The sequence below is a fragment of the Bavariicoccus seileri WCC 4188 genome (assembly GCF_000421665.1).
Classification (GTDB): Bacteria; Bacillota; Bacilli; order Lactobacillales; family Aerococcaceae; genus Bavariicoccus; species Bavariicoccus seileri.
Genome location: NZ_ATXL01000050.1, coordinates 1 through 13,294 on the forward strand (window position 1 = coordinate 1; position 13,294 = coordinate 13,294).

General features: G+C 37.9%; 10 protein-coding genes and 1 pseudogene. All 11 read left to right on the forward strand.

Annotation, left to right across the window (positions count from 1 at the left end; all coding sequences use genetic code 11):
- Positions 1-248 (forward strand): annotated as a pseudogene (locus H541_RS13535) (group II intron reverse transcriptase/maturase); the annotation flags it as partial.
- A gap of 231 nt (positions 249-479) precedes the next feature.
- The gene (locus tag H541_RS0109190) at positions 480-1,202 is read left to right on the forward strand and encodes an isoprenyl transferase (protein ID WP_022797023.1); all 723 of its coding nucleotides are present in this window, start codon (positions 480-482) and stop codon (positions 1,200-1,202) included.
- Entirely contained in the window at positions 1,199-2,005 is an 807-nt protein-coding gene (locus H541_RS0109195; protein ID WP_022797024.1) for a phosphatidate cytidylyltransferase, read from the forward strand. Before H541_RS0109190 ends, H541_RS0109195 begins: the two co-directional genes overlap by 4 nt.
- A 10-nt stretch (positions 2,006-2,015) precedes the next feature.
- Positions 2,016-3,278, forward strand: a complete 1,263-nt coding sequence (gene rseP / locus H541_RS0109200) for an RIP metalloprotease RseP (protein WP_022797025.1) — start codon at positions 2,016-2,018, stop codon at positions 3,276-3,278.
- A gap of 15 nt (positions 3,279-3,293) precedes the next feature.
- Positions 3,294-7,601, forward strand: a complete 4,308-nt coding sequence (locus H541_RS0109205) for a PolC-type DNA polymerase III (RefSeq protein ID WP_022797026.1) — start codon at positions 3,294-3,296, stop codon at positions 7,599-7,601.
- A 242-nt stretch (positions 7,602-7,843) separates the two neighbouring features.
- Positions 7,844-8,317: a ribosome maturation factor RimP gene (gene rimP / locus H541_RS0109210; protein ID WP_022797027.1), complete on the forward strand. Its 474-nt coding sequence runs from the start codon at positions 7,844-7,846 to the stop codon at positions 8,315-8,317.
- 16 nt (positions 8,318-8,333) lie between these two features.
- Positions 8,334-9,590: a transcription termination factor NusA gene (gene nusA, locus H541_RS0109215; protein WP_022797028.1), complete on the forward strand. Its 1,257-nt coding sequence runs from the start codon at positions 8,334-8,336 to the stop codon at positions 9,588-9,590.
- A gap of 2 nt (positions 9,591-9,592) precedes the next feature.
- Positions 9,593-9,910 (forward strand): RNase P modulator RnpM, encoded by a 318-nt coding sequence (gene rnpM, locus H541_RS0109220; protein ID WP_022797029.1) that lies wholly within the window; start codon positions 9,593-9,595, stop codon positions 9,908-9,910.
- Positions 9,900-10,232 (forward strand): L7Ae/L30e/S12e/Gadd45 family ribosomal protein, encoded by a 333-nt coding sequence (locus H541_RS0109225; protein WP_022797030.1) that lies wholly within the window; start codon positions 9,900-9,902, stop codon positions 10,230-10,232. Before rnpM ends, H541_RS0109225 begins: the two co-directional genes overlap by 11 nt.
- 16 nt (positions 10,233-10,248) lie before the next feature.
- The gene (infB, locus tag H541_RS0109230; protein ID WP_022797031.1) at positions 10,249-12,528 is read left to right on the forward strand and encodes a translation initiation factor IF-2; all 2,280 of its coding nucleotides are present in this window, start codon (positions 10,249-10,251) and stop codon (positions 12,526-12,528) included.
- 78 nt (positions 12,529-12,606) lie between these two features.
- On the forward strand, positions 12,607-12,966 hold the full coding sequence (gene rbfA / locus H541_RS0109235) for a 30S ribosome-binding factor RbfA (RefSeq protein WP_022797032.1): 360 nt from the start codon (positions 12,607-12,609) through the stop codon (positions 12,964-12,966).
- The last annotated feature ends 328 nt before the right edge of the window (positions 12,967-13,294 follow it).

Here is a 13,294-nt window from a genome sequence, read left to right on the forward strand (position 1 = left end):
CTTGGATACATCACAGAATCAGACAGCTTATTCTCAAAAGATGGAAACTACCAAAAACAAAAATAACGAAGTTATTAAAATATGGATTAAATTTAGATAGTGCCAAAAGAATCGGTTATTCCAGAAAGAAATACTGGAGATTATCTAAATCACCAGAGGTTCACTGGGCCCTTACAAACGAAAGACTCCACCACTGGGGCTTAGTATCCCTAAGCGAAATGGTAGAGTCTGCTTACGCAAGATATTGAACCGCCGTATACGGATCCGTACGTACGGTGGTGTGAGAGGTCGGAGCCGTGAGGCTCCTCCTACTCGATTATTATTGATAAGTGAATCAAGTTGAAATCATTTATTAAGCTAGTTCGCTTTATGTCTCAACGTTAACCGCTATAGTGTCGACCTCTTTTTTGGATTATCCTTTTTGTGATACAATAGGAAGAGGATTTTAAGTGTATCAACTATGATTAGGAGATAATCAAATGGAGTTATCAAACATTAAAGTACCTAACCATGTAGCAATCATCATGGATGGTAATGGCCGTTGGGCTAAAAAAAGATTTTTACCAAGAATTGCCGGTCATAAAGAGGGCATGAATACCGTTAAGAAAATAACCATTGCCGCAAGTGATTTAGGTGTTAAGGTTCTGACATTATATGCCTTTTCTACTGAAAATTGGTCTAGACCTCAATCTGAAGTGAGCTACTTGATGGGTCTGCCTTCTAAATTTTTCGATACTTTTGTGCCAGATCTTATAAAAAATAATGTCAAAGTTGTTGTTCTTGGTGATGTTTCTCAACTACCTGATAATACTCGCATTGCCGTTCGTAATGCCATTAATGATACTAGTAGTTGTACTGGAATGATCCTAGCTTTTGCGCTCAACTACGGTGCAAGGCAAGACATATTAAATGCTGTTAACTATTTGATAGAGCATCATCAAGGAGAGAGTGTCTCTTTTCAAGAACTCAGTCAATCTTTAAGTACAGGTATTCTAGCACCTTACAACGATCCAGATCTTGTTATCAGAACAAGTGGAGAACAACGTTTAAGCAATTTTCTAAGTTATGAAAGTGCTTATAGTGAATTATATTTTACCGATACTAAATGGCCTGATTTTACAGCCCAAGATTTAATCGAGGCGTTTAATGACTATTCGTCAAGGCAAAGACGTTTTGGTGGCATAACGGAGGAGACCGAATGAAGCAACGTATTATAACCGCTATTATAGCATTGATTATTTTCCTTCCGATTCTATGGTATGGCGGATGGCCTTTAGAGGCTTTATTGGTGTTACTAGCTATAATTGCAGTAAAAGAGCTATTTACGATGAAAAAACATCCTATACGGACACCTGAATTTGTTTTGACATCATTTGCAACAGCTTCACTACTGGTTGGAAATCATTTTTTGGGTAGTAATGAAGCTACCTTCAATTACAGTCCATTTGCCTTGTTTCTATTTAGTGCTATTTTAATGTTATCTCTAACCGTATTTCGTTATGACCGCATTAATTTTGATGATGTTGCAGTATTCATTTTAGGAGCACTGTATATCGGTGTTGGTTTTAATGGCATAATTATTACAAGAAATATCAGTTTTTCTGCGGTCTTATTATTATTTATTATCATATGGTCAACTGATTCATTTGCTTATTTGATTGGAAGACGGTTTGGTAAACACAAACTGGCTCCTCATATCAGTCCTAATAAAACGATTGAGGGTTCAGTTGGTGGTAGCTTAGTGACAGCATTGGTAGCACTAGTTTTTAACTTTTTCTTCCAACCGATTGCCTTACGAACGATTATTTTTATTATTATGGTCTTGTTTATTTCAGTTTCTGGGCAAATTGGAGATCTTGTTGAATCGTCATTCAAACGCTATTACAAAGTCAAAGATTCAGGAAACTTACTTCCGGGGCACGGCGGTGTAATGGACCGGTTTGATTCCACTTTTTTTGCTATGTTTGCTTTTCAAATTGTTTTAGCACTATTGAGTTACTATTAAGGAGGACCTATTGAAAACCGTCATATCTTTCCTATTGATATTTACCCTCATCGTTGTTGTACATGAATTTGGACACTATTTTATTGCCAAAAAGGCTGGTGTATTAGTTCGTGAATTTTCTGTTGGAATGGGTCCAAAAATTTTTCAAAGGATGATTGGAGAAACAACTTATACCATTCGACTACTCCCTGTAGGTGGTTATGTCAGATTGGCCGGTATGGGGGAGGATGCCATCGACATTTCTCCTGGTCAAAAAATTGCTGCACTATTAAACTCAGAAGGTGTCATCCAAAAAGTATACTTGGAGACAGATGATGCAAGTGGAAATTTCTTGCCTATAACAGTACAATCAATCGATCTTGAAGAGAAGTGTGAGATAAAGGGATTTGCGGAGGGTGACTCTGAATCAAAAACCTTTCCAGTTCAAAGGGACGCCTTTATTGTGGAACCTGGTGGTCTTGAGGTTAAAAACGCCCCAATAGAAAGACAGTATGGTTCTGTTAGTGTCCTAAAACGGATCGCAATCAACATAGCTGGTCCTGTCCAAAACTTTATTCTTGGGATAATACTTTTCATTCTGGTGGCATTCCTATCGGGAGGGATACCAAGCTCTGAACCAATTATTGGCGAAGTCGATTCCGGATCACCTGCCGAAGTAGCTGGTCTAACACCTAATGATAGGATTGAGAAAATTAATGATGACTCTATTCATTCTTGGAATGATATGACGAGTATTATCCATAATAGTGCTGATAAAGAATTAGAAATAACCTATCAAACTCAAGATAATCAAGAGAAAGTTGTAACTGTCATTCCAGAATCAACAGAAATTGAAGATCGAACTATTGGATTAATCGGGATTAGACCAACAATCGAAAGTGGTCTATTACAAAAAGTGAGTTATGGCTTCAAAGAGACTTGGTCGTTAACTTCTCAATTATTTACCACTATTCTCGGCTTTTTTACTGGTGGATTCTCACTTAATAGCGTGGGAGGGCCGGTTGCAATGTACGCGATGACGGAACAAGTTTCTTCTTATGGATTTATATCACTAGTGAGTTTTACCGCTTTTTTAAGTATAAATCTTGGGATGATGAATATGATCCCAATTCCCGCTTTAGATGGGGGCAAAATTGTACTAAATCTTTATGAGTTATTCCGTGGAAAGCCATTAGCTAAAGAAAAAGAGTTTTACATCACTGCAATTAGCGCAGTCTTTTTGATTGTATTGATGATATTAGTCACATGGAACGATTTTATGAAATTCTTTTAGAGAGTGGTGATATGTGTGGAAGGAAAAGAATTATTTGAAAAATTGATACAACAAGTTCAGCTACCCCAGCATTTTTTTGATGATCATTTCCAAAATGCTAGCATTGAACGTGTTACCGTTCTAAAAGCAGAAAAAAGGTGGGTTTTTGATTTACAAATTGAGCGTCCCCTTCCGCTAAATACTTATTTACAATTTCTCCAAGCTTTATCTGTTAGTTATAAAGATATCGCTTCCGTAGGTTTAAATATTAAGGCTAGAGAAAATGTATTTACTGAAAAAGATCTTATTGCTTACTGGCCATTCGTTGTGAAACATTTCCAAAAAGTTTCACCGATGATAGGTCATGTATTATCACACGCTGCGATTGCCTTATCTCAAAATGAGTTGACTATTACAACAGATGGAGGCTTATCAATCGACAGGATTGCTGGTGCTTGTGAAGCTGATGTTATAGCTTATATTAGTCAATTTGGTTTTCAGTTATCTACTATAAATTTCAAGATTGATGAAGAAAGAGTACATCAAAAAGTCATTGATCATCAAAAAAAACAGCAAGAAATTAATCATGCATTAATTGAAAAAGCTAAATCTCAAATTGCCGATCAAAGCCAAAAAACAGCAGACTCTGGCCAAAATGAATCTGTTGCTGTTAGTAGCGTTGGACGGGCATTACCAAAGGATTTTGATCCAATTCAAATTGTGACTATTGGTGAAGAAACTCCGAATGTAGCAATTGAAGGTTTTGTATTCGATGCAGAGTTGAGAGAGCTCAAAACGAAGAGAGCTATGCTCATTCTTAAAGTGACTGACTATACGTCTTCAATTGTTGTCAAGATGTTTAACAGTAATGCTGATGAGAAAAAGGCATTTGAAGGATTTAAAGCAGGTTGTTGGGTGAAAGTATATGGTAGAGTCCAATATGATACATTTGATAATGATCTGGTATTGATGGCAAATGCGATTCACAAAACAACTCATGCAAAACGAACCGATGATATAGAAGGTCCCAAACGTATCGAATGGCATTTACATTCAAATATGTCCCAAATGGACGCTACCAATAGCATCACTGACTTTGTTGATCAAGCTGCTAGCTGGGGACATGAGGCGATAGCTATTACAGACCACGGCGGTGTACAGGCTTTTCCTGAAGCTTATGCGGCCAGTGAAAAAAATCATATAAAAATGATTTATGGAGTAGAGGCTAATATTGTTGATGATGGCGTCGAGATTGCCTACAACCCTAAGCATGTGTTATTGAGTGAAGCTGAATATGTCGTTTTTGATGTAGAAACGACTGGTCTTTCTGCTATTTACGATAAAATAATTGAATTATCAGCTGTTAAAATGGTCAATGGAAATATTATAGAAGAGTTCTCGGAATTTATTGATCCTGGTCACCCACTCTCAGATACCACCATCAATTTAACAGGTATTACTGATGAGATGGTTAAAGGGTCAAAAAGTGAGCAAGACGTCCTAATGGAATTTAAAGCCTTTTGTAAAGGAACGATATTAGTTGCACATAACGCTCATTTTGATGTTGGATTTATTAATACAGGCTACAAAAGACATGAATTAGGCCCTATCGATGAACCAGTTATTGATACACTAGAACTTTCTCGCTATTTACATCCACAATTAAAGTCGCACCGTTTAAATACACTTGCCAAAAAATACGATGTTAATCTAACGCAACACCATAGAGCTATCTATGATTCACAAACAACTGGAGTCCTAGCTTGGATTTTTCTAAAGGAAGCAGCCGATGAAAAAAACATATTCTATCATGATGAACTGAACAAGGAAGTTGGTTCAGGGGATGCCTATAAACAAGGTCGTCCTTTCCATGCAACTCTCTATGCTAAAAATCAAGGTGGATTGAAAGATCTCTTCAAACTGGTGTCAAAATCGAACATTGATTATTTTTATCGTGTCCCTAGAATCCCAAAATCGCTATTAAAGCAATATCGAGAAAATCTATTGGTTGGCAGTGCTTGTGCAAAAGGAGAAATTTTTGAAGCCTTAATGCAAAAGGGCTACCATGAAGCAGAAAAATTGGTAGATTTTTATGACTTCTTAGAGATCATGCCAAAACCCATCTATCAACCATTGATTGATAGTGAGTTAATCAGATCTGAGCAACAACTTGAATCAATTATGAAAAATCTCGTAAAGCTGGCTAAAGATCACCATAAATTATTACTGGCAACTGGAGATGTTCACTATTTAAATCTCGAAGATCATATCTATAGAGAAATATTGATGTCTTCAATCAAAACAAACCATATTAAACCTGGCCAATATCCCAAGGCACATTTTAGAACAACTGTAGAAATGCTTGAAGAGTTTTCATTTCTAGGGGAGGAATTAGCTCGTCAACTGGTCATAGATAATCCTCATCAATTGCTCCATGAGATTGAGACTATAACGCCCATAAAGGATAAATTATATACGCCCGTAATAAAAGGATCAGAAGAAGAAATCACGACACTAAGCTATGACAAAGCCAAAGAGCTATATGGAGATCCTTTACCTGATATTGTTAAAGACCGTTTAGCCAAGGAACTAAAAAGTATTATTGGCAATGGATTCTCAGTCATTTATCTTATTGCTCAAAAACTAGTTTTAAAATCCAATCAAGATGGATACCTAGTTGGATCCAGAGGGTCAGTGGGGTCGAGCTTAGTTGCAACAATGACTGGAATCACCGAGGTTAATCCACTGGCACCCCATTATAGATGCCCCAAGTGTAAGCATAGTGAGTTTTTTACTCAAGGTGAATATGGGTCAGGCTTCGATCTTCCAAGTAAAAAATGTCCTAAGTGTTCCTGTGAGATGGTGCGCGATGGACATGATATCCCATTTGAAACGTTCCTTGGCTTCTATGGAGATAAAGTTCCTGATATTGACTTGAACTTTTCAGGTGAATACCAAGCTAGAGCTCATAATTATACCAAGGTCCTTTTTGGTGAAGATAAAGTATATAAAGCCGGTACAATCGGAACTGTCGCCGATAAAACTGCCTTTGGTTACGTTAAAGGTTATCAAAGAGATTACAATTTGGAGTGGCCCAAAGCTGAAACGGATCGATTAGTAAAAGGGACAACTGGGGTGAAGAGGTCTACTGGACAACATCCTGGTGGCATAATTGTTATTCCAGACTACATGGATGTTTATGATTTTACTCCTATACAATATCCGGCGGACGATTTAAATGCAGAATGGAAAACAAGTCATTTCGACTTCCATTCTATTCATGATAATGTCTTAAAGCTAGATATTCTGGGTCATGATGATCCGACAGTGATTCGCATGCTCCAAGATCTTTCTCACATTGATCCGCAAACTATTCCGCCAAATGACCCTGAAGTCATGAAGATTTTTAGTGGCCCAGATGTATTAGGTGTCACTAAAGAGCAAATTGGAAGCAAAACTGGGACCCTAGGTATACCTGAATTTGGAACAAGTTTTGTTCGAGGAATGTTAGAGCAGACGTCACCTAAGACATTTGCCGAACTCCTCCAAATTTCAGGATTATCCCATGGGACGGATGTTTATCTTGGTAATGCAGAAGAATTGATTCGGAAAAATGGCATTCCATTATCAGAAGTTATTGGTTGTCGGGATGACATTATGGTCTATTTGATTCACCATGGTCTGGAGGATGGTATCGCCTTTAAAATAATGGAGAGTGTTCGTAAAGGAAAGGGAATACCTGACGAATGGCAAGCAATCATGAGGGAAAATAATATTCCAGAATGGTATATCGACTCTTGTCTTAAAATTAAGTACATGTTCCCAAAAGCCCATGCTGCTGCTTATGTGTTAATGGCTCTTCGAGTCGCGTATTTCAAGGTACATTACCCACTTTATTATTATTGTGCCTATTTCAGCGTCAGAGCCCAAGATTTTGATTTGATTGCTATGTGCAAGGGGAGCAATGCCATCAAGGCCCGCCTACAAGAATTGAGAGACAAAGGGAATGAAGCATCTGCCAAAGAGAAAAACTTAATCACAGTTTTGGAACTGGCTAACGAAATGGTCGAACGAGGGTTAAATTTCAAAATGGTAGACATTAATAAGTCACATGCCAAAAACTTTGTGATTGATGGAAATAGTTTGATTGCACCTTTTCGAGCTGTTCCGAGTTTAGGGGCGAATGTCGCTCAGAAAATAGTAGAGGCACGAAAGGAAAAACCTTTCTTATCGAAGAAGGATCTACAAACAAGAGGTAAAGTTTCTAAAACAATTATTGATTATCTTACAGCACAAAAAGTAGTTGATCATTTACCTGATGAAAATCAACTCAGCTTATTCTAAGTATAAAAGGCGTTCATTTTCTATTGGTCTCTATCACTCCATTAGTTAGAAGAAGAGTAATCAAAGGCGTTTTAGGAATGCTCATGCAACTGCTAACAAGTGGCCTAAAATAAGATGAGTTTGTACGCTTATGACTTTATTGTTATTTTGAATACAACGTGCTATAATCTACTTGTAGACAGTTACTATTGGGAGTGAGCGGCGACGCTCACTCCTTTAACTTGTATAAAAGGGGGACCGAAATGAGTAAAGTGATCGATAAAGTTGTTGCTTTGACTGAGAACTTATTTGACGAAGAAAACTTTGAGCTAGTTGACTTGTCATTCGTCAAAGAAGGCAAAAATTGGTATTTGAGGTTTGCGATTGATCACGACGGTGGTGTTACTATTGATGATTGTGCACTAATGAGTGAAAAAATAGGGGATATACTTGATAGTACTGATCCTGATCCAATTCCGCAGGCTTATTTCCTTGAAGTAAGCTCTCCTGGTGCAGAACGTCCCTTAAAAACAATCGAAGCTATCAAAAATGCAGTTGGAAAATATGTCAATATTTCCTTCTATCAAGCTATTGACGGTGAAAAATGGATAGAGGGTATATTGGAACAAGCAAATGATGAAGTCGCTATTGTCTCATATTATGATAAAACGCGTCTTAAGCAGCTTGAAATTCCGCAAAGCAACATAGCAAAAGCAAGATTGGCCATTAAATTTTAGGAGTGGTGAGAGAACTGTGAGCAAGAAATTAATACAGGCTTTAGATACCTTAGAAGAAGAAAAAGGAGTCTCAAAAGAAATCGTCATTACTGCTTTGGAAGCAGCGTTGATTTCTGCCTATAAAAGGCATTATGGACAAGCACAAAATGTAGAAGTATCTTTCGATGAAAAAAAAGGAAATGTTCACGTCTATGCCGTTAAAGAAGTTGTTGATACGGTTTTAGACGATACTCAAGAAGTGAGCTTAGAGGATGCTTTGAAAATCAATCGCGCTTATGAAGTTGGCGATAAAATCAAATTTGAAGTAACTCCAAGTGATTTTGGTCGTATTGCTGCACAAACGGCTAAACAAGTAATTATGCAACGCATTCGTGAAGCTGAACGTGATATGATCTATAAAGAATACATAGGATACGAAGACGAAGTTCTCACTGCAGTTATAGAACGTAATGATTTTAGATATGTCATTGTCAATTTGGGGAAAATCCAAGCTGCAATACCTAAGCATGATCAAATACCAAATGAAACGTATAATGTGGGTGACCGCTTAAAAGTATATGTCACTAAAGTTGATAATACGACAAAAGGACCTCAAATCTTCGTTAGTCGCACACATCCTAATCTGCTTAAGCGTCTGTTTGAACAGGAAGTTCCAGAAATCTACGATGGCATTGTGGAAATTGTATCGATTGCAAGAGAAGCGGGAGATCGCTCTAAGGTTGCTGTTCGGTCACGGGACGAAAAGGTCGATCCTGTGGGTACCTGTGTTGGTCCGAGAGGTCAAAGGGTTCAAGTGATCGTCGATGAATTGAACGGCGAAAATATGGACATTGTCAAATGGGACCAAAGTCCAGAAATCTATATCAAAAATGCTCTTAATCCTGCTAAAGTATCCGATGTGTTTTTTAAAGATGATGATCGTAGTTGTACAGTAATCGTACCAGATACACAATTATCGTTAGCAATTGGTAAACGAGGCCAAAACGCTCGATTAGCAGCTAAGCTAACAGGATTTAGGATCGATATCAAGTCGGAAACTGAGTATAATGAAAGTATTGAGGAGAGTGCTGAGTCTTTAGAAGAATCAGTTGATACAGCTACAGGCGAATTAATTGAAAAAGAGACTGAAGAAGTCGTACAAGACGATGCATTTAACACCGCTGAAATCGAAGGCTCTGATAGTGATATCTCGGAAACTGAAAAGGGTGAAGGTATTTTAGAGCCAGATGACGTTGAGAGTCAAATAGCAGAAATCGAACCTGAGGATGATTGATCATGGCCAAAGCAAAACCCACTAAAAAAAGAAAAATTCCGATGAGAAAATGTGTTGTAACACAACAACAGTTTCCAAAAAAAGAACTCGTTAGATTAGTGAGAACACCTGAAGGTACAATAGAGATTGATCCAAGCGGAAGAAAAAATGGCAGAGGTGCCTATATTTCGTTAAATCCCCAATTAGTTGAAACAGCTAAACAAAAAAATGTATTTCAGCAAGTCTTTGGCGTGGATGTGCCTGATGCCTTTTATGAAGAATTATTTCACTATTTAGATCATCAATTAGCACGAAAAGAGTTATTTAAGAATGACAACTAATAATGACGCCATCGAACGTAAGTTGTATCAATTAATTGGCCTAGCTCAAAGAGCTTCTCTCTTTGTCAGCGGTACCGAATTGGTTCTGAAGGCTATCAAAAATAAAAAAGCTACACTTGTGATACTTAGCTCTGACATGAGTGAGCAAGCACAACACAAAATAATTCAAAAATGTGAAACAAATGCGATCAAATTTGTCGTATTTGGCAACACGATGCAAATGTCGCAAGCTCTAGGAAGAAAACGTTCAACCGGCGCATTCACTGATGATGGGTTTGCAGAGAATTTTATAAAGACGAAAGGAAATTTGCATATGGAATAGAAGAAAGGGCGATAATATGTCGAAAACACGTGTATATGAATATGCTAAGAAACATGGATTAGCAAGTAAAGATCTATTAGAAAAAGCTACTAAGGCGGGAATAACTTATAACAGTCACATGTCATCAATGACTGATGATGAAATCAAGAGACTTGATCAACTGTTGAAACAAAAGCCTAAATCAGAACATAAAGGAAACCGTTTGAATCAGACTAAAAATAATACTAATAAACAAAAGAATACTTCCTCTACAGGATCGAGCAAAAACGCTCAAAAAGCTGGCGTAACCAAGAACAGTCAATCTCATACAACGACTCGCTCAGATAAAAAAGCAAGTGTTGATAACCATCAAAAAGTAAAAACAGCTAATAATTCCCAAGCAAATCGAAATACGAATACAACAAAATCTAAATTTAACGATGATGAAGTATTTAAGAAAAAGAATAATAGCCACTCTAAGCAAAAAAAGCGTCGTAACAATCGTGGCCGTGATAAGAAAGATTATAGTAAGCCTCTTCCAAAACGAAAACATAAAGAGTTACCAGAAGTGCTTGTCTATAAGGATGGTATGACAGTAGCAGATTTAGCAAAGAGACTCCACAGAGAACCAGCCGAATTAGTGAAAAAACTGTTCATGCTGGGTGTTATGGCAACTCAGAATCAATCTTTGTCAAACGATGCTATTGAATTATTAGCAGCTGATTACGGCATTGAAACGAAAGAAAAAATAGATCGCGATATTTCTGATCTAGACCAATACTTCGAAGAGGCAAAAGAAGAAGACAAAAAATTAGCATTGACTTCTAGGCCGCCTGTCGTAACGATTATGGGTCATGTTGACCACGGTAAAACAACTTTACTAGATCAATTAAGACATACTAATGTCACTGAACATGAAGCAGGCGGGATTACTCAACATATAGGTGCTTATCAAATCAAAATCAATGGTAAGCCGATCACTTTCTTAGATACTCCTGGTCATGCTGCCTTCACGACAATGCGTGCTCGGGGTGCTGATATCACTGATATTTGTATTATTGTTGTGGCTGCAGATGATGGTGTTATGCCGCAAACGGTAGAAGCTATCAATCACGCAAAAGCAGCGAAAGTTCCTATTATAGTTGCAGTTAATAAAATTGATAAACCACATGCAAATCCTGACCATGTCATGCAAGAGTTAAGCGACTATGGTTTGATTCCTGAAGCTTGGGGTGGCGAAACGATCTTTGTTAATATTTCGGCCAAATTCAATCAAAATATTGAAGAATTGCTTGAAATGATTCTTTTAGTTGCTGAAATGCAAGAATTAAAGGCAAATCCAAATCGGAATGCGTTAGGTACAGTTATTGAAGCTCGCTTAGACAAATCTAAGGGCGCAATAGCGACATTGCTTGTCCAAGAGGGAGCTTTAAAAGTAGGCGATCCTATCGTTGTAGGGGAAACATTTGGTAGAGTTCGGGTCATGGTCAATGATCAAGGCAGAAGAGTCAAAACTGCTTCACCTGCACAACCGGTCGAAATTACTGGTTTAAATACATCCCCTCAAGCTGGAGATCGATTTGTAGTCTTTGATGATGAAAAAACGGCTAGAGCAGCGGGCGAAGAAAGAGCTCAAAGAGCTCAAATTGCCAAAAGGAATCTCTCTCAAAGAATCACATTAGATAATCTGTTTGAAAGTCTAAAAGAAGGCGATTTAAAGGAAGTCAACGTGATTATTAAGGCAGACGTCCAAGGATCAGCTGAAGCATTAAGTTCAAGTTTGCAGAAAATCGAAGTTGAGGGTGCTAAAGTTACAATCGTCCATTCGGCTGTCGGTGCCATCAACGAAAGCGATATAACTTTAGCTCAAGCAAGTAACGCCATTGTCATTGGATTTAATGTCAGACCGACTCCGCAAGCAAAAGCACAAGCAGATGCAGAGGATGTTGACATTCGCTTACATAGTGTCATTTATAAAGTAATCGATGAAATTGAAACGGCTATGAAGGGTCTTCTAGACCCAGTCTATAAAGAACAAGTGACCGGTCAAGCCACTGTTCGTGAGACTTACCATGTTACCAAATTAGGGACTATTGCTGGAGCTTATGTTACTGATGGAGTAGTGAAACGTTCTAGCAAGGTACGTTTGATTAGGGATGGTATCGTTATTTTTGAAGGCGATATAGCTTCGCTTAAACGTTTCAAAGATGATGCTAAAGAAGTTTCTAAAGGATTCGAATGCGGCATTATGATTGAAAACTACAATGATATCAAAGTAGATGATGTGATTGAAGCTTATGAAATGGTTGAAGTTTAAGCATTTCTAAACTTATTTCGCAATTTTATAAGTTTGCAGATTACTCTAGTACTAAAGTTATAAGGTAAGGTGGAAATAATGGCAAACTATCGTGTAGGTAGATTACAACAAGAACTTCTTAAAGAGGTTTCTGATATCCTTGCTCATAAAGTAAGAGACCCTCGAGTTAGTGGTGTCACAATCACAGATGTATCTGTGACAGGCGATCTTCAACACGCAACCATCTATTACTCGACATTAGATAAACTAGCATCCGAACGAGAAAAAGTAGCAAAAGGTCTTTCTAAAGCTGGTGGTCTGATTAGAAGAGAATTAGCGAATCGATTAACGCTATACAAAGCTCCAGAAATCACTTTTGAACGTGATAGTTCAGTAGATTATGGAAGTCGAATTGATCAACTCATAAATGAATTACACCAAAAAGAACAAGACAAATAAGCGTAAATAAAAAAGATGCCGGGTGGCATCTTTTTTATTTGTTGTGCGCCCAGCATGGGCGATAACTTGGTGGTGAAAGTCCACTACAGGCTTGGCAGTAGGAACTGTTAGCTGAAGGCAAGGGTGTCCACCGTGAGGTGGAATCTGAAGGAAGCTGAAAGCAAATACTCGCACTGACGAACAGAAATCTCATATGGAGGCTGGATTGGGACGGACGAGCTTGCAACACAAAGCAAAGTCCAATACTGCACGAATCCCATTTAGTAAATGAGGCAGTGACATGAGTGGAAGGTTATCGCACCTTACCTGGGGAGGTCTGTCTAGCGAT